Here is a 16703-nt window from a genome sequence, read left to right as displayed (position 1 = left end):
GCCGCCGGCGACGGTCGGCGGCCAATCTCGTCCTAACCCTCTTTCTTGGGCAGACGTGCTTCGGTCTCCAGCATCAATTCGCCAGCGCTGCGTTCGAGCGCTCGCGCGATCTTCAGGATCATCGCCAAGGTCGGCATGTGCTCGCCGCGCTCGATCTTGCCCATGTGCGAACGCTCGATGCCGGCCCGGTGCGCCAGGGTTTCCTGGGCAACGCCATCCTCGGTACGCATGGCGCGCACGGCATCACCAAAGGCCCGTGCCGGGCCTGCCTCGAATGTCGTCGCGCCGGTCGGCCGCCCGCGCTGTATTCCCTGCTTCTGCATACACAGAAGCGTTACGTTTTAAAGCAATTAAAACCACGTTATCTTTAACTCATAAAATAGCTTGCCAGCAGCGTTTTCGGTTTGGCGTGCTGAAAAAGACGAATTCCTACCGGCCGGTAGGAAGCGTCTGGGCGTCGCTTCTGGGACTTGCTTTATGCCACCTGCGAATTAGTATTTAACGGCCTCACGCGAGAACCATGACTTTCCTGACCGAAGAACAGCGAATCCGGCTGCTGGCCAATGGCGCAGCGCGGGCGCATGGCGAAACCGTCGACCCGCTGCCCGTGGTCAAGCTCTACACCCTGGACGCCGGTGCGGCGTGGCTGCTCACTGAGCTTGACGCCGAGGGGGACAAGGCGTTCGGCCTGTGCGACGCCGGCACGGGCAGCCCAGAGCTGGGGCAAGTCAGCCTCTCGGCCCTCGAAGGCGTCCGCGGCCCGCGCGGCATGCGCATCGTGGCCGATCCGCACTTCAAGCCGCGTCAGCCGCTCTCGGGCTACCTGGCAGACGCCCAGCGAGACGGATCAATCAACGACTGACGCGATCGCCGGCCGGGTCGCCGTTTGCGCGATCCAGCGTCGCCTCGAAAGCGACCTTGCGCCTCATTCCCTGTGGCAGCGTTCCTCTTCCAAAGGAGGACTCTGTGACCAACCCTAATCTCGAAGATCTGCCCGGCGCGCCATGGGGCATCTCTGCCGCCTACCTCTACGTGCTCGACCTCGACAACCCAGCACTCGCCTGGGAATACTTGCGCCGCAATCCAGGCTACCGCACGGATTGGACATGCCGCGAGCGCGTAGTGTCTTTCGCACGCTGGGGGTTGCGACAGCGCCGAAGATCCGGACATGGATGGTCGCAACGCACAGCCACTCTGGCTGTCGTCCTCTGACGGCTTGCTGCATGTGCGTGCTGCGCACGCCAACAATGCAGTAGCTCGCCGATTCGACCTGTGGCGCATCCCCGGCCGCAAGCGCCTAGCGCTTGATGGCCCCGACTTGGCGCTGACTGCCGACCTCAGCGCCCAGCGCATGCGCTTGTCGCTGTCAGGGGCCCTCGCAGACGGCGCGGTGTACACGGGTGCCGCGCCGCTGACGCCGCGCCTGCGCGGCCAGCTCGACGCCTTCTATGCGCAGGCGCAGGCCCTGGAAGGCCATGCGCCTCGGGTCGATCCTGCACGGGCGGCCACCCGCACCGCGCTGCTGCACCTGCGCGCCCTGCAGGCGCTCGATGCCTCGCAAGCGGGCGCGTCGCATCGCGACATCGCCCAGGCCCTATTCGGCCTCGAAGCCGTCGTCCTGCGCTGGCACGAGGATGGCGAACTGCGCGCGCAGGTGCGCCATCTTCTGCGGCGTGCACAGGCGTACATGACTGGCGGCTATCTGGCCCTGGCCGGTGCATCGAACACCGCCGCGAAGCACCCCGGAGACGAACCGGTGCGCTGAATCTCTCCCTGCCCTGATCGGGCCTGGTTCCCGAGACTGCCTCCATCGGGCCGCGAACGGTTTGCGGCCCATCGACAGCGATGGAGTCCGTCATGGCAGTTGGCAGTTCTTTCCCTTCCCGCACCGCTGCAGCGGCTGCGCCGCAGCCTGCTGCGGCTCCGGCTGCGCCGGCCAATCCCGAGTTTCTGACCACAGACGAAGCGGGTGCGTTCCTTCGGCTGTCGCCGCGCACCCTGGAGAAGCAGCGTGTGCTCGGCGGCGGTCCGCGCTTTCGCAAATTCGGGGCGCGCGTGGTCTACGCCGCCGCCGATCTGCGCGCTTGGGCGGACAGCCACACCTACGGCATGACCTCGGATCCGGGCTACGTGCAGCGCGACTCCGTCCGTTGACATACCTGGGCAACGCCGCATGTCCAAGCGCATGAGCGAACGCGAACAGCTCTCGCTGTTCCGCGCGCTGCCGCACGACGGCATGGCGCTGCGTGATGCGCAGGACCTGATGGCCTACCCCTTCTTTTCGCTCGCCAAGTCGCCGCGCATCGTGCCGATTCGCTTCGAGTCCGGTGGCATTTCGCTCACCGTAGAGGGCGTGCCCGAGCACGGCATCGCCACCATCTGGGACGCCGACGTGCTGATCTGGGCAGCCAGCCAGGTCATCCAGGCCAAGAAAGAAGGCATCCCGCCTTCGCGGCTGATGGTGGCCACGCCCTACGAGATCCTGCGCTTTGCGCAGCGGGGCACCGGTCGCAGCGACTACCTCGCGCTGCGCGCCGCGCTGGACCGCCTGCAGTCCACCACCGTCGCCACCACGCTGCGCCAGCGCGAGCGCCCAAACGGCGGCAAACGGGTGCACCGCTTCTCCTGGATCAACGAGTGGAAGGAGTACATCCGGCCGGATGGACGCTCCGACGGCATCGAGCTGATCCTGGCCGACTGGTTCTTCACCGGCGTGATGGAAGAAGCGCTCGTGCTCACGCTTGATCCCACATATTTCCGGCTTTCAGGCGGCATTGAACGCTGGCTGTACCGGCTCGTGCGGAAGCACGGCGGGCGGCAGCCCAATGGCTGGCGCTTCGAGATGCGGCACCTGTACTTGAAGTCCGGCGCGCTCCAGCGCTCCCGCGACTTCGCCGCCCACGTGCGCGGTCTCGCACTGCGCCAGGCGCTGCCCGGTTACCGCCTGTCCATCGAACGCAGCGGCGGAATCGAATGGCTGGCCTTTCACCCTTGCGTCGACAACTCCCAGAAAAACGACTTATCCACTCCTCGCGTCGACCGGGACTTATCCACAGCTTCTGTTGAAGAACCTGTGGATTTCATGGGGACGGGCTCGGTGGATCACCGGCGCGGGACTCGGGTGATCACCGGCGCAACCATCGGTGGATCAGCGGCGCAAAACAGCCTGAAGGCCGCGCCCAGCAACGGTTTCGGGCCTCCCTAAACATCTAAAGGGATACATAAATGGAATTCACGCGCGCGCGAACCGAAGCTGCCCAAACACCGGGCAACGCCTCGCAGGAGGCAGTCCGAACACCAGAAAACCGCTTGCCAGGAAGACAGGGGCGGCCTGGCAAGGTGATCGCATTGCTCAACCAGAAAGGCGGTGCGGGCAAGACGACGCTCGCCACGCACCTGGCCGGCGAACTGGCGATGGCAGGGAGCCGCGTGACGCTGCTGGATGCCGATCCGCAGGGGTCCGCCCTTGACTGGGCGCAACGGCGTCTTCAGAACGGCCAGGGAAGGCTATACGGCGTGTTCGGGCTGGCCCGGGACTCGCTCCACCAGGAGGCGCCTCAGATTGCCCTGGAGGCTGATTATGTGGTGATTGACGGGCCGCCCCGCGTGGCGGCCCTTGCGCGCTCCGCACTGCTGGCGGCCGACCTGGTGCTGATCCCCGTCCAGCCCAGCGCCTATGACGTGTGGGCCAGCCACGAGATGGTGACACTCATCGCCGAAGCCCGGGTGTTCAGGCCGCAGCTTCGCGCGGCCTTCGTGATCAACCGGCGCGTGGTCGGCACGGTAATCGGCCGCGAAGCGCGCGCCGCCCTGGCCGATCAGCCCTTTGCCGCGCTGCAGACCGAAGTCTCGCAGCGCATCGTGTTCGCCGACAGCGTGGCCGCCGGCCGGCTCGCATGCGAAGCCGCGCCGAAGTGCGCCGCCGCGCGCGAGATCGCGGCGCTGGCGCAGGCAGTGCAGGAGGCGCTGCGATGACGGCTTCAGTGTCATCCTCAACGCCGAAGCGGGCATCCATTGGCCGCAAACCTGCCGCCGACCCGGCATCGACCTGGGTACGCCAGGCCGATGCACCGGAGTACGTCGCGAAGGCGTCCATTTACACCGCGCGCCTCACCATCGACGTGACGCCGGCGCTGCGGGGCCGCATCAAGGTGATCGCCTTCGAACGTGGCGTCACTGCGGCCGAGATGCTGCGCGAGTTGCTGGAGCGCGAATACGGTGGAGGCCAGTCATGACGCAGCCGTCGCCCAATACCGTTCAGACCTGGCCTCACGCAGCATTGCCGCCACGGCCCGACCCTATGCGCGTCTCGCTCGCCTTCGTCGAACATCGCGTGAACGTCTGGCTGCGCTTCGGCCAGCCGGTGCGCGAGACGGTGCTCGACCGCTGGCGGCGCGTGGCGACCTTCGAGCCCAACGCGGTGTGCTGTCGCGTCAAATGGATCGGCAACGACTACGGCACGGCGCTCTGGCAGCTCATGGTCCTGCAAGCACCGATGCCATTCGATGGTGCGCAGCGCATCGCCGGCGTGGTGCCGCGCGCGCGCATCCTGCTGCGCGCCGATGGCGAGCAGCAGGTCAAGGCGGTGCTCGAAAAGATCGACGCCATCGATGCGCTGGGCATCGAACCGGCCGCGGCTGCTGCCACATACTGGCAGACCGTCGGCAACCGGCTGGCTGCGTGCCAGCCGCTGCCGGACTACACCAGCGAGCGTCATGCGGTGCATCTTGCGCGCGGGGCGTTGCGATGAGCCGGCGGGTACTTCTTGCCGCCATGGGCATCGGCCTGGCTGTGCTGTGCGCGCCGACTTTCATGCCGATGTCGGTGCGTGAACGTGTGTTCGTGGTCTACAACCCCACGGACAGCGTGCCACGCGGCTGGTACCGAGTCGGCAGCATCGACAGCGCGGCTGCGCTGCACGTCGGCAGCATCGTGCTCGCCCGGCTTCCTGTCGACGTGGCAGCCTTCGCAGGACAACGCCACTACCTGCCGAACGGTGTGCCGATCCTCAAGCGTATCGGCGCCATTGCACCGCAGTCCGTGTGCGTTCGAGAACAGGTCGTGCTGATTGATGGCGCAGTGGCGACGACCGCACTCACCCATGACGGCGCGCGCCGGCCACTGCACTCTTGGCAGCATTGCCGCCCCCTCGCCAGCGGCGAACTGTTCCTGCTCAGCGACACTAACCCGGCGTCGTTCGACAGCCGCTACTTTGGCCCCATCTCCGTCTTCGCCGTGCTCGGCATCGCGCGGCCGCTGTGGACCTGGAGCGCGCCATGAAGTCTGCCTTATCGCATCACGCAACATGCCACTGGAATGCAGCCGAGCATGCGCCCGCGCTTCATTCCATCGTGCAGGGAGCCCGCCGCCAGCGTGCAGCTCGCGCTGCATCGCTGCTGCCCCTCGAGCAGCGCTGCGCACCCGGTGCGCGGCTGGCGGCAGGTCGGAGCCGGGAGCGGATGCGGAAGGCGGAGACGGAGGGCCAGATAAAAGGGGTGGCACGTCGCGCCCCTCCAGGCCAGTCTGCACGTGGGTTTGCGGCGGCACCGCAAGGGGTCTTGCGCGTGCCGCGCAGAGACTGGAATCCGCATGGCAGCGGCGTCTGCCGCGTGCCGTTTCCGATGCGCTGCGCCACTGTGCGCTGGAGTCTTCATGGCTGGCAATGACGAGGATCGCTTTCGGGTCAAGCCCGCGGCACCGAAGTCGCGGGGCGGGCCGCGCTCGCAGCGCTTCGTTTCACAGGTTCTCAAGCAGATGTCGAAGACCGGTGCAAAGCCCTCCGGCAAGGGCCTTGGCCGATCCGCCAACACGTTCGGCCGAGGCCGCGTCGCGGCCTCCCTGGCCGGCCAGCGTCTGGGGCCGAATGCGCGGCGTGTGGTCATTAAGTCCCGCTTCGTCGTGCTGCGGCGTGCCAGCCCGAACTCTGTGGCCGTACACCTGCGCTACATCGAGCGCGACGGCGTTACACGCAATGGACAGAAGGGCCAGGCCTACGGCGCCGACACTGATGCGGCCGACCTCAAGGCCTTTCAGGAACGCGGGCAGAGCGACCGCCACCAGTTCCGCTTCATCGTCTCGGCCGAGGACGGCCTGGAGCTGGAAGACCTGAAGGGCTTCACTCGTCAGCTCATGCGCCGCATGGAGATCGACCTCGAGACCCGACTTGACTGGGTGGCCGTGGACCATTGGGACACAGACAACCCGCACACGCACATCGTGCTGAACGGCCACACGGGCGGGCCTGCCAGCGGCCGGGAAGATCTTGTGATCGCCCCTGACTACATGGCGCACGGCATGCGCTTGCGCGCCAGCGAGATCGCGACCGAACGGCTGGGGCCGCGCACCGAGGCGGAAATCCGTCAGAGCCTGCTGCGGGAGGTCGACCAGCAGCGACTCACCAGCTTGGATCGGGCGCTGATCCGGCAAGCTGGCGCCGATGGCATCGACCTGACGGCTACCCCGCAAGACCAGCAGCGCCAGAGCGTACTCCGGGCACGGCTGCAGCGTCTCGAAGGCATGGGCCTGGTCGAGAGGATTGACGCGAACCACTGGAAGCTCCAGCCCGGGATGGCGGCCACACTTAACGCCATGGGCCAGCGCGAGGATGCGCTGGAGACGGTACGCCGTGCGCTCAAGGGCCAGCGGCGGGAATGTGTGATCGATGATCGTCCAACCTCCTCTGTCATCGGTCGGATCGCGGGCAAGGGGCTGGCCGACGAACTGCACGACCGCAGCTACTTGGTGGTCGATGGCATTGACGGACGGGCGCACTACCTGAAGCTGCCACCCGGTGCCGACCTGGCAGAACTGCCTATGAATGGCATCGTGGAGGCTAGAGTCCCCGATCAGGAGAAGCCGGTGGACCGCCACATCGCAACCATCGCCAGAGACGGCCTCTACAAGGCAGCCGACCACGTGGTGAAACTGAAGCAAGCTCGCGATTCCGACCCGCAGGCCACTGTCGATGCACACGTGCGCCGGCTCGAAGCGCTGCGCCGCGCCGGCATTGTTGAGCGCATCGCTGATGGCGTCTGGAAAGTGCCGCCGGACCTTCTGGAGAAAGCTCGAACGCATGACATACAGAAAAATAATGGGCTGGTGATCGAGCTGCGGTCGCATCTCTCCATTGAACAGCAAGTGCGCACCATGGGCGCCACCTGGCTGGATAGGCAGTTGTTGGGCGGCGACTCCGCCGTGGGCGGACAAGGCTTTGGGGTTGAAGCACGCGATGCAATGCGCGACCGTGTCGATTTCCTTGCGGAGCGGGGCTTGGCCGAACGGCATGACCAGCGAGTAGTTTTCGCGCGAAACCTGCTGGCCACCTTGAAACATCGTGAGCTGGCTGCAGTTGGCAAGGCGCTCCACCAGCAAACCGGACTAGCTTACCGGCCGCTACGTGATGGCCATTCTGTGAGCGGCGTTTACAGTCGTTCGATTCAGTTGGCTAGCGGCCGCTTTGCCATATTGAATGAGGGGCTGGGCTTTAGCTTGGTGCCGTGGCGACCGGTGGTCGAACAGCGGCTAGGTCAGACCGCGTCCGCTGTGGTTCGAGGATCATCCGTCACCTGGCAGTTCAGTACACAGAGAGGCATCTCTATCTAATCCGCCGCCCGAACTTTCCAGCGCAACCTGCCTTTGACAGAAACTGGCAGTCTACCTACCGCATGAGCTGCCGAGCAAATTCGACAGATGCGATTTGGCATACATTCGTGGGAAGAAGCACATCATCGCCCGCCGTCAAAATCCAAGATTGACCACGGTGATTGCCGCCTGGCCACTGGGTCCTCGCAGGCAATGACGGCCACCTTCAAGCGTGCACAGACGTTGCTCGAGGGTATCTGTCGTGGGTGTACCGTAAAGGCCATAGCTGTAGCCGTCGCGGTGGCCAAATGCACGGAGACGCTGGCGGACGTCCGCCACGCTTGGGGATAGCACGGTCGACCCCTTGGAAACCCCCGGGGGAACGGCCTCGTATCCACTGGGGACCTGGAAATCGTGGTGAATTAATTTGGTGCTGATGTCTTTGGACATAGCGTCCCATGTTGGTCCGCCGGGTATGGCCGCTTTGATTTGGGCACTTCGACTTCTACCGTACGGAAGGTGTCCGCGAAAAGGGGGCAACTTCACGGATGAGCGCTAGGCGTTCAATGGAGTGAAGTCAGGCGGAGCCAGTACCTGCACGCTTCCGTGCGGAGATCACATTCAAAGCCGTTTCCCCAAGATCCCACCAGAGGCCCGCCATCAGCGCCAGCGATTCGCGGGCAACGGAGCCCAGGAAATGCTCATTGGGCGCGTGCTGCGAACACGCCGGGTAGGAATGTGGAACCCAAACCGTGGGAAGGCCGAGCGTGTTCGCGAAGATTTCGTTGGGCACGGTGCCGCCGAGGTTCGGCAGCAGTGCAGGCTTCTTGCCCGTGGTCTTACGAATCGAATCGAGCGTCCACTTGACCCAAGGGTCGTCAAGGTCCAGGCGGGTCGCCGTGACCGCAGGCTTGACAATGACATTCACATGCTTGATGCCGTTCCTGGCGAGGTGCTCATCGAGATAGTTCTGGGCGTTCTCCCAGTCGGTTCCCACTACAAAGCGCAACTGACAATGCGCACGCGCTGTCGGAGGAATCGCGTTGACGGGCGCGTCAGGATTGCCCGATTTGAATGCCAGCACTTCCAGCGCGTTCCAGCCCAGCACTCTTTCAGCAGGTGTCAGGCCGGGCTCACCCCAGTCGATGTCCACTTCGGGAGCGCTACTGTCCCGGCCGAGTTCGATGTCCGACAACGCCTCACGGACAGCTGCAGAAATTGGAGGCGGCATGAGCCCCTTGACGAGGATGCGGCCGTTGACGTCCACCATGCTGGCAATCGCGTGCGATAGGACAACTGCGGGGTTGCGCAGCGCGCCGCCCCAGTTCCCGGAGTGGTGCCCACCACTTCGCAGATCAAGCTCCAGATCGAAATTCAGCTCGCCGCGCGACCCAAGAAAAACTGTGGGTCGCTCAGCCGACACTCGAGGTCCGTCCGAGGCCAGGAAGACGTCGCCACTTAGAAAGTCGCGTTCTGCTCCGCAGATTTGGTTCAGTCCGGGGGAGTCCACTTCTTCGCCGGTCTCCATGATGATCTTGAGGTTGAATCCGAGCTTGCCACCTCGCGCGTTCATGACAGCCTCGAGCGCGGCCAAATTCACGGAGTGCTGCCCCTTGTTGTCAGCAATGCCGCGGCCGTACCAGCGATCGCCATCGACCACGATCTTCCACGGCTCCAGGCCTTTGTGCCACTGGTCGTCGTAACCGCGGACCACGTCGCCGTGCCCGTAGGTGACGACCGTCGGGAGGTTTATGTCCTCAATGCGACTGGCAAGGAGAACCGGCGCGTCGATGTCGCTCGGGTTGGGCACAAGCTTCGTCTCGAATCCCAGCCGATGGAGCAGTGGCGAAATTTCCTTTTCGAGATAGGCGTGAAGGTGTTTCGCCTGGGACGGTTCCTGGCTCTCGGTCCGATAGGCGACACGGCGGTCAAGGTCCGTCAGGAATCGGCCTGAGTCGTAGGTTTCGACGGCGCTGGCGATTGCGGCTTCACGTGTGGCGGTGCTGGTGTTCATGTTTACTTTTATGTTGAAACCGGTTACGCGTAATGGCTCGCTCTGCGATCGAGAAACTCTTTTTGCCGCGCCAGCACGCCCAAGCCGGATTCGCCCACCAGTTGCTCATAAACCGCCGGTGCGGTTGCACCTTCTGTGCTAATCAGCAGCACCGTGGACGAGTGGTCCAGTCCAGCTTGCCGTGCGAGCTTGGGATCGCGCATCAGCTGGATCAGGCCGGCCAGACCAGCGGCGCCAGATTCCCCGGAAACGATGGGGAGGTCACTTTCATTGCCCTTGGCCAGCACCTGCATGGCCTGAACCGCATCCTCATCCTTCACGGTCATGAAGTAGTCAACACTTGATACCAGGAAGCGCCAGGCCAGTGGCGAGGTTTCACCGCAAGCCAGGCCCGCCATCACGGAGTCCACGGAACCGGTGGCCTTTGCTGCAACACCGCTGAGGGCGCTCTGGAAAAGACAGTCCGCCTGCTCGGGTTCAACGATGATTGCCGTCGGACGGCGGGTGCCGTAGGTTTCCCAGAAATAGCTGACGATGCCGGCGGCGAGTCCGCCCACACCACCTTGCAGAAAGACATGGGTCACGGGCGATTTCGACCGTGCCGACCCTTCAACGATTTCGGCTGCGATGGTGCCGTATCCCTGCATCACATCACGCGGGATCTCTTCATAGCCGTCATATGACGTATCCGAGACGACATGCCAGGCATTCTCACGAGCCAGGCGCGCGGCCTCCTCCACCGACTCGTCGTAATTGCCCTGGATGCGAACGATATTTGCGCCATAGGCCGCGATAGCCGCTTCCCGCTCGGCGCTGACGTTGGCATGCAGCACGATCACGCAGCGGCAACCTGCACTCTGCGCTGCCGCAGCCAAGCCTTTGCCGTGATTCCCATCCGTCGCACTGATCACCGTGAAGTCGCTGAATTTTGTCTTGTAGGCGCCGGAAAGTAGCGCCTGCGGATCCAGGCCGTCGTTTGGCCACAGGCGGAGAATTAACCTAACCAATGCGATCGGCGCACCGAGTGCCTTGAAGCTGCCAAGTTCGGAACGAACCGATTCATCCTTCACGAGAATCTGTCCCACGCCCAGTGCAGTAGCGAGTCCGTCCAGCGCGTAGAGCGGTGTTGACCCTGGATAGATGCCGCCCCATGTCGAGAGCCACTTCCTGCTTTGCTCAGCCTTGGCGACAGACATGATTGAACGCAGATCATTGGGATACGTTTCGCGCGTAGCACGCGTGTTGGTAATGAGCATTTGGTTGTTCCGTGTGTGATGCTGCAATCCTAAGATTTGAAGCTGTGTTGCTTGGCGCAATTTGAGGTTGGAAAACACAACATCTGTGCGATGTGCAGGACCACTGTGGCTGCACGTTGTGTTCGCACGATCGCAACGCTCAGGTCTCACGTGGAGCACGCTTTTTTCCTTGAGGTAGCTAGGCGCCGGGTCGATCGACCAGTGCAAGCCTGACCCCAAAGACGATGAACATCGAGCCAGCAAGCTTGTCGAGCCAGTGCATTCCGCGTTGAACGACAGGTCTTCTGGCCATCCACGCAGCCGCGATCGCCCAGCCCGCGTTGACCGGGATGCTGTTCACATTGAAAAGTACACCAAGAGCAAGAAACACACTGGTCTTTCCTGTCGTTTCCGGGCTGATGAACTGGGGCAGGAAAGCCAGGAAGAACAGCACGACCTTCGGATTGAGGACGTTGGTCCAGAAGCCGCCGAGAAAAATCTCTTTTGAACTGGGAAGAGGCCGCGATAGAGCAGCCGCTTGAAGGTCTGTTGTCGCCGGTGCTGCACGCGCAAGCAAGATCTTCCCGCCGATCCACAACAGGTACGCAGCGCCGATCCATTTCAAGACAGTGAAGGCAGTCTCAGAGTCCGCCAGAAGTGCGCCCATTCCCAACGCAGCAGCAAAGATGTGCACAAAGCAGCCAGCTGTGATGCCAAGACCAGCGACAACGCCAGACTTCCAGCCGCCTCGTAGCGAGTTCGTGACGATGTACAGGACGTCAGGCCCTGGGGTGACGTTCAGCAGCCAGCCGGCCAGCACGAATAGGAGGAGGTGATAAGCGTCTGGCATCGCAGCGTGATCGATTATTGATTGCGCAGGACTTGACCGAGGAAAGTCCGCAGGCGGTCCGACTTCGGGGTGCTGAACATTTCGTCAGGACTTCCGGACTCGACGATCTCGCCGCGGTCCATGAAGACTACGCGGTCTGCTACTTCGCGAGCGAAGCCCATTTCGTGCGTTACGCAGATCATCGTCATGCCGTCCTTCGCGAGGGAAACCATCGTGTCGAGTACTTCCTTAACCATCTCGGGATCGAGCGCGGAGGTCGGCTCGTCGAAAAGCATGATCTTCGGTTTCATGCACAAGGCTCGTGCGATCGCAACACGCTGCTGTTGGCCACCGGAGAGTTGCCCCGGATACTTGCTGGCCTGGTCTGGAATCCGCACGCGCTCCAGGTATGACCTTGCCAGCGATTCAGCTTCCCGGCGGGGCACATGCCGGACCAGCATGGGCGCTAAAGTACAGTTCTCCAGCACCGTCAAGTGCGGGAAGAGGTTGAAGCTCTGGAAGACCATCCCTACTTCGCAGCGAACGGCATCAAGGTTCTTTGCGTCGCTGTCGAGGCTGATGCCGTCCACGACGATCTGGCCTTCGTGATGCTCTTCAAGCTGGTTGATGCACCGGATAAGGGTCGATTTCCCCGAACCGGACGGACCGCAAACCACGACGCGTTCGCCAGTCGCCACTTCAAGGTTGACGTCGCGCAGCACGTGCATCGCGCCGTACCATTTGTTGATCTTCTGCATCGAGACTGCGACGCCTTGTTGGCGAGCGGCCGGTGCTACTGTCGTTGCGATAGTCATAGGTTTAGCGCTTTCTATGCTGATTGAGGTGGACTTCAAGCTTCTGGCTGTACTTGGACATGGCAAAGCAGAACGCGAAGTAGATGAAGCCTACGAATATGTACGTTTCGACCGCAAAGCCCTGCCAAGCGGGCTCTCCGATCGCAGCGCGCGAGGCCGCGAGCAGGTCATAGAGACCGATGACGAGCACCAGCGACGTGTCCTTGAAGAAGCCAATGAAGTTGTTGACGAGCGGCGGAATGACGAGCTGCAACGCTTGTGGGAGGATGATCTTGCGGTTCGTCGACCAGTAGGAGAGACCCAACGCATGCGCCGCTTCGTACTGTCCCTTCGGCAGCGCCTGCAAGCCGCCGCGGATGACCTCGGCGAGATAGGCGCCAAAAAAGAGAATGATGGCAACCTGAGCGCGCAAGAGCTTGTCCAGGTTGACGCCTTCTGGCATCAGGAGCGGGAACATCACACTCGCCATGAACAGCAGCGTGATCAGTGGAACGCCGCGAATCATCTCGACATATGCGACGCAGATCCATCGGATAAACGGCAGCTTCGAACGGCGTCCCAGAGCCACCAGAATCGCCAGCGGGAAAGCCACTGCAACGCCAACCGTCGCCAGAATCAGAGTCAATGCCAAGCCGCCCCATTGCGTCTGCGGCACGAACTGCAGGCCGAAAACTCCGCCCCACATGAGTAAGCCAATGGCCACAAGCGCCAGTGTCCACACACCGGCCAAGGCGGGTCGCCAAAAGCGCTTCATTCCGGACACGACGTAGAGACCAATGAACAGCAAGACGACGATCAAGGCTCTCCACTGTTCCTCGAAGGGGTACATGCCGAAGAGCATGAAGCGATACTTGTCCGTGATGACGGCCCAGCATGCGCCGCTGCCTTGAACGGCCTTGCAGGCGTCGCTGTTAGGCCCCTGGGGACCTGTTGGGACACTCCAGATCGCGTTGACGACTCCCCACTGGAAAACGAATGCAGAGAACTTCGCCAGCACAACCAGAAGGACGATCGTCGTCAGCGTCGATATCCACGAATAGAAGAGGTTTTGGCGCAGCCACGCAATCGGGCCGCTGCGTTCCTGCACCGGGGGTGTACGCATGACGGTGGTGCTGGAATGGACAGAGTGTTTCACGGATAGGATGGTCACGTTAGCGCTCCACTAGTGCAATACGGGCGTTGTAGTGGTTCATCAGCGCGCTGATCGAGAGACTGATCGTGAGGTAGACGCCCATGATGATTGCCACAAGTTCCACCGCTTGACCGTTCTGGTTCATCGCCGTGGTGGCAATGGAGACGATGTCCTGATAGCCAATGGCAACGGCCAGGGAGGATTGCTTGGCCAGGTTGAGGTACTGGCTCGTTAGCGGCGGAACGATCACTCGGAGTGCCTGCGGGAACACGATCCATTTCAACGTGTTTGATGATTTCAAGCCAAGGGCGCGGGATGCTTCTATCTGTCCATGACTAACCGACTGGATGCCGGAACGAACAATTTCGGCAATGAATGCCGCGTTGTAGATCACCAGACCAAACAACAGCGCAAAGAATTCTGGCGAGACGGTGACGCCGCCACGGATGTTGAAACTCTGTGGGCTAGGCATGTCCAAGGCGAACGGAGCGCCCAGCGTAATCACGACCGTGGCGGGCATGACCGCCATGAGCAGGACCGCGGTCGGCCAAGTGGCGCGCTGGCGCCCATCGTCCAGTGACTTGCGAGTGGCTCGCTTTGCGGAGATCACAGTGGCAATCAAACCAAGGATGAAAGCGAGGAGCGTCCAGCTGTGGGCCGTTTGCCAGTCGAGAACCGGGAAGCTCAAGCCGCGGTTGGACAGGTAGACGCCCGCGATGGGGTGGATCGCTTGGCGAACCGGCGGCAGACCCTGAAGAAGGGCGTACCAGAGGAACAGTTGCAACAGCAGGGGCAGATCGCGGAAGAACTCGACGTAAGCCGACATCAGCTTTGCGAGCAGCCAGTTCTTCGATAGGCGGGCAACTCCGATTACGGTGCCCAGGATTGTGGCGAGCACGATGCCCCAAAACGCAACCCAGAGCGTGTTGAGCATGCCCACGACCAGCGCACGCAAATAGCTATCTGCTGGGGTGTAAGGGATCAGGTGCTCCGCAATGGGAAGCCCTGCTTCGCGTTGCAGAAAGCCGAATCCCGAGGCAACATTACGTGCGCCGAGATTCGCCTGTGCATTACCGATCAGCCAGCTGAAAACGCCGATCACGATCAGCGCAGCGAGCACTTGCCATACGACCCGACGCATGGGGACCTTGGAGCGGGACAATCTGTTTGAGGACATTGGAGTTTCGCCATCCCGACCAGATGGCGGGCTTAAACATTGACTAGGGAAAAGGGATTCGCCGGCTCGATTTGAGCCGGCGACATCAGCGTGACTAGCGCATCGGAGCGGCGTACTGGATGCCGCCGTCCTTCAGTAGACGATTCAGGCCGCGCGGCAGGCCCAGGGGCGCGATGCTGCGCTCGTAGATCTCAGCATAGTTGCCAACGCCTTTCACGACGTTCACTGCCCATTGCGCGTCGAGGCCGAGCGCGGCGCCGAGGTCGCCTGTCTCACCCATGAAGCGCTGGATAGCCGGATTCGAGTTGTTCCTGAACTTGTCAATGTTGGCGGCTGTCATGCCGAATTCTTCGGCGTTCAGCATGGCCGCGTGGGTCCAGCGAACGATGTCAAAGAAGCGCTGGTCACCCTTGCGGATGAAAGCTCCCAGCGGCTCCTTGGAGATGATTTCGGGCAGGACCTGGTAGTCGTTACCAGCGCTACCGATGGATGCCTTGAAAGAAGCAAGTTGCGCGGTGTCGTTTGTATAGGCGTCGCAACGGCCGCTCACGATGGCGTCGCGCATTTGCTCCATCTTCTCGATGACGACCGGCTTCATCTCGAGCTTGTTTGCGCGGAAAAAGTCGGCGGCATTCACTTCGCCGGTGGAGCCGGGCTGGAAACACACTGAGGCGCCGCCGAGATCATGCGCGCTCTTGATGCCGTCCTTTTTCTTTACAAGAAAGCCCTGACCGTCATAGAAGTGGATTGCCGGCACTTCCAAGCCAAGCTGCGCTTCGCGGGTCAGCGTCCAGGTGGTGAAGCGAGCCACGATGTCGACTTCGCCGGACTGAAGCGACGGGAAGCGCGTCAGGCTGGTCAAAGAGACGAAGCGAACCTTGTCCGGATTGCCGAAGATCGCCGCCGCGATGGATCGACACACGTCTGCATCGAAGCCGCGCATCACGCCGCGTGCGTCGGGGAAGCCGAAGCCGGGGCGATCACCGCCGACGCCGCAAATGAGCTGGCCACGTGCCTTGATGGCGTTGAGCGTAGGCGAAGCCACCGATGGCGCCGCTACGGCCACAGGCGCCGAGGCCGGCCGCGGTTGTGCGATGGCAACACTGGCCACAAGCGTTGCCGCGCAGGCAACTGCGTTGAAGATGTTGCGGGGGCGATGACCGTTCGTGGACATGGAGTTTGTTCCTTCAGGTAGGTGGAGTGGTATAGGAAATCGTAAAAGTGACCCCTCGCACGAATGGTTGAATCTGGATAGCGAAAGCGCGCCGTTATTGCGTTCGTGAAACATTCAGCCGAGGGTTTCCCCTGATAGGGCGCGTGGCACGCACAAAATTGGGCGCTTTTCCTCGTTTTGAGCCCCTGGTGCAACAATGTTTCGGTTGCCAGCGCACATACGCGTCAAAAAACCGCTCCTTGCGGCCCAGAATTTAGCTAGCGCTGACGCATAACAACCATGCTTTTAGACAACTACGACATCAAGCTCCTCAGCCTCCTGCAGGCGGACAGCAAGATTTCCCAACGCCAGCTCTCGGAAGAGGTGAACCTGTCGCCGTCGGCAGTGAACCGGCGAATTGCTGCGCTTGAAGCGGCCGGCGTCATCATGACGACGGTAGCCGTCGTCGATCCAACGGCGGTGGGTCGCCCCATCACCATCCTGGTCGAGGTGAAGCTGGAGAGCGAGCGGCTGGATCTGCTCGATCAAGTCAAGAAGAGTTTCGCGAACTGTGTGCAGGTGCAGCAGGTCTACTACGTGACTGGTGATTTCGACTTCATGCTCGTGATCAACGTCAAGGACATGTCCGAATACGAAAAGCTCACGCGCGAGCTGTTTTTCTCGGCAGGAAACATCAAGACGTTCAAGACTTACGTTGCCATGCAGCGGATCAAGGTATCCCTCAACGTGCCGTTAACGATTTAGGA

At 62.2% G+C, this 16703-nt stretch carries 19 protein-coding genes and 1 pseudogene; 11 read left to right on the top strand and 9 right to left on the bottom strand.

Annotated elements, in window-relative coordinates:
- Positions 1–32: 32 nt before the first annotated feature.
- On the bottom strand, positions 33–323 hold the full coding sequence (locus tag RD110_RS03585; protein WP_076196767.1) for a helix-turn-helix domain-containing protein: 291 nt from the start codon (positions 321–323) through the stop codon (positions 33–35).
- Between the two features lie 197 nt (positions 324–520).
- Here RD110_RS03585 and RD110_RS03580 point away from each other — a divergent pair, with 197 nt between their 5' ends.
- The 10 genes and pseudogenes from RD110_RS03580 (at position 521) to RD110_RS03540 (ending at position 7602) form a co-directional block, all read left to right on the top strand.
- Positions 521–862 (top strand): DUF2958 domain-containing protein, encoded by a 342-nt coding sequence (locus tag RD110_RS03580; protein WP_076196765.1) that lies wholly within the window; start codon positions 521–523, stop codon positions 860–862.
- A gap of 104 nt (positions 863–966) precedes the next feature.
- The gene (locus RD110_RS28470; RefSeq protein WP_338053085.1) at positions 967–1212 is read left to right on the top strand and encodes a transcriptional regulator domain-containing protein; all 246 of its coding nucleotides are present in this window, start codon (positions 967–969) and stop codon (positions 1210–1212) included.
- A complete protein-coding gene (locus RD110_RS03575) occupies positions 1169–1765 on the top strand; it encodes a DUF2285 domain-containing protein (RefSeq protein WP_083686087.1) in 597 nt (198 codons plus the stop codon). Before RD110_RS28470 ends, RD110_RS03575 begins: the two co-directional genes overlap by 44 nt.
- A 92-nt stretch (positions 1766–1857) precedes the next feature.
- Positions 1858–2154, top strand: a complete 297-nt coding sequence (locus RD110_RS03570; protein WP_076204332.1) for a helix-turn-helix transcriptional regulator — start codon at positions 1858–1860, stop codon at positions 2152–2154.
- 19 nt (positions 2155–2173) lie between these two features.
- Positions 2174–2992: pseudogene (locus tag RD110_RS03565) on the top strand (replication initiator protein A); the annotation flags it as partial.
- A 233-nt stretch (positions 2993–3225) separates the two neighbouring features.
- Positions 3226–3975 (top strand): ParA family partition ATPase, encoded by a 750-nt coding sequence (gene parA / locus RD110_RS03560; protein WP_083686086.1) that lies wholly within the window; start codon positions 3226–3228, stop codon positions 3973–3975.
- Positions 3972–4235 (top strand): ribbon-helix-helix protein, encoded by a 264-nt coding sequence (locus RD110_RS03555; protein WP_076196759.1) that lies wholly within the window; start codon positions 3972–3974, stop codon positions 4233–4235. Before parA ends, RD110_RS03555 begins: the two co-directional genes overlap by 4 nt.
- A gap of 65 nt (positions 4236–4300) precedes the next feature.
- The gene (locus tag RD110_RS03550; RefSeq protein WP_239467162.1) at positions 4301–4750 is read left to right on the top strand and encodes a DUF2840 domain-containing protein; all 450 of its coding nucleotides are present in this window, start codon (positions 4301–4303) and stop codon (positions 4748–4750) included.
- Between the two features lie 23 nt (positions 4751–4773).
- The gene (locus RD110_RS03545) at positions 4774–5280 is read left to right on the top strand and encodes a S26 family signal peptidase (RefSeq protein ID WP_239467161.1); all 507 of its coding nucleotides are present in this window, start codon (positions 4774–4776) and stop codon (positions 5278–5280) included.
- Positions 5281–5652: 372 nt separating this feature from the next.
- The gene (locus tag RD110_RS03540) at positions 5653–7602 is read left to right on the top strand and encodes a DUF3363 domain-containing protein (protein WP_076196753.1); all 1950 of its coding nucleotides are present in this window, start codon (positions 5653–5655) and stop codon (positions 7600–7602) included.
- Between the two features lie 135 nt (positions 7603–7737).
- On the opposite strand, the gene RD110_RS28945 is transcribed toward RD110_RS03540, so the two are convergent.
- The 8 genes from RD110_RS28945 to RD110_RS03500 form a co-directional block, all read right to left on the bottom strand.
- On the bottom strand, positions 7738–8031 hold the full coding sequence (locus RD110_RS28945) for a PLP-dependent transferase (protein WP_076196751.1): 294 nt from the start codon (positions 8029–8031) through the stop codon (positions 7738–7740).
- A 127-nt stretch (positions 8032–8158) separates the two neighbouring features.
- Entirely contained in the window at positions 8159–9595 is a 1437-nt protein-coding gene (locus RD110_RS03530) for a M20 family metallopeptidase (RefSeq protein WP_076196749.1), read from the bottom strand.
- Between the two features lie 23 nt (positions 9596–9618).
- A complete protein-coding gene (locus RD110_RS03525; RefSeq protein WP_076196748.1) occupies positions 9619–10851 on the bottom strand; it encodes a diaminopropionate ammonia-lyase in 1233 nt (410 codons plus the stop codon).
- A 178-nt stretch (positions 10852–11029) separates the two neighbouring features.
- Positions 11030–11680: a LysE family translocator gene (locus RD110_RS03520; RefSeq protein WP_076196746.1), complete on the bottom strand. Its 651-nt coding sequence runs from the start codon at positions 11678–11680 to the stop codon at positions 11030–11032.
- A 14-nt stretch (positions 11681–11694) separates the two neighbouring features.
- A complete protein-coding gene (locus RD110_RS03515) occupies positions 11695–12417 on the bottom strand; it encodes an amino acid ABC transporter ATP-binding protein (RefSeq protein WP_239467160.1) in 723 nt (240 codons plus the stop codon).
- A 61-nt stretch (positions 12418–12478) separates the two neighbouring features.
- Complete coding sequence (locus RD110_RS03510; RefSeq protein WP_083686085.1) at positions 12479–13576, bottom strand: amino acid ABC transporter permease; 1098 nt, start codon at positions 13574–13576, stop codon at positions 12479–12481.
- Between the two features lie 49 nt (positions 13577–13625).
- A complete protein-coding gene (locus tag RD110_RS03505; RefSeq protein ID WP_083686622.1) occupies positions 13626–14747 on the bottom strand; it encodes an amino acid ABC transporter permease in 1122 nt (373 codons plus the stop codon).
- Between the two features lie 130 nt (positions 14748–14877).
- Positions 14878–15957, bottom strand: a complete 1080-nt coding sequence (locus RD110_RS03500; protein WP_076196738.1) for an amino acid ABC transporter substrate-binding protein — start codon at positions 15955–15957, stop codon at positions 14878–14880.
- Positions 15958–16236: 279 nt separating this feature from the next.
- On the opposite strand from RD110_RS03500, the gene RD110_RS03495 reads away from it, so the two are divergent.
- The gene (locus RD110_RS03495) at positions 16237–16701 is read left to right on the top strand and encodes an Lrp/AsnC family transcriptional regulator (protein ID WP_076196736.1); all 465 of its coding nucleotides are present in this window, start codon (positions 16237–16239) and stop codon (positions 16699–16701) included.
- Positions 16702–16703 lie beyond the last annotated feature (2 nt).

The organism is Rhodoferax koreense, assembly GCF_001955695.1.
Lineage (GTDB): Bacteria > Pseudomonadota > Gammaproteobacteria > Burkholderiales > Burkholderiaceae_C > Rhodoferax_B > Rhodoferax_B koreensis.
Note: the sequence above shows the minus strand (reverse complement) of the source record. Positions and strands in the feature narration are given on the sequence as shown.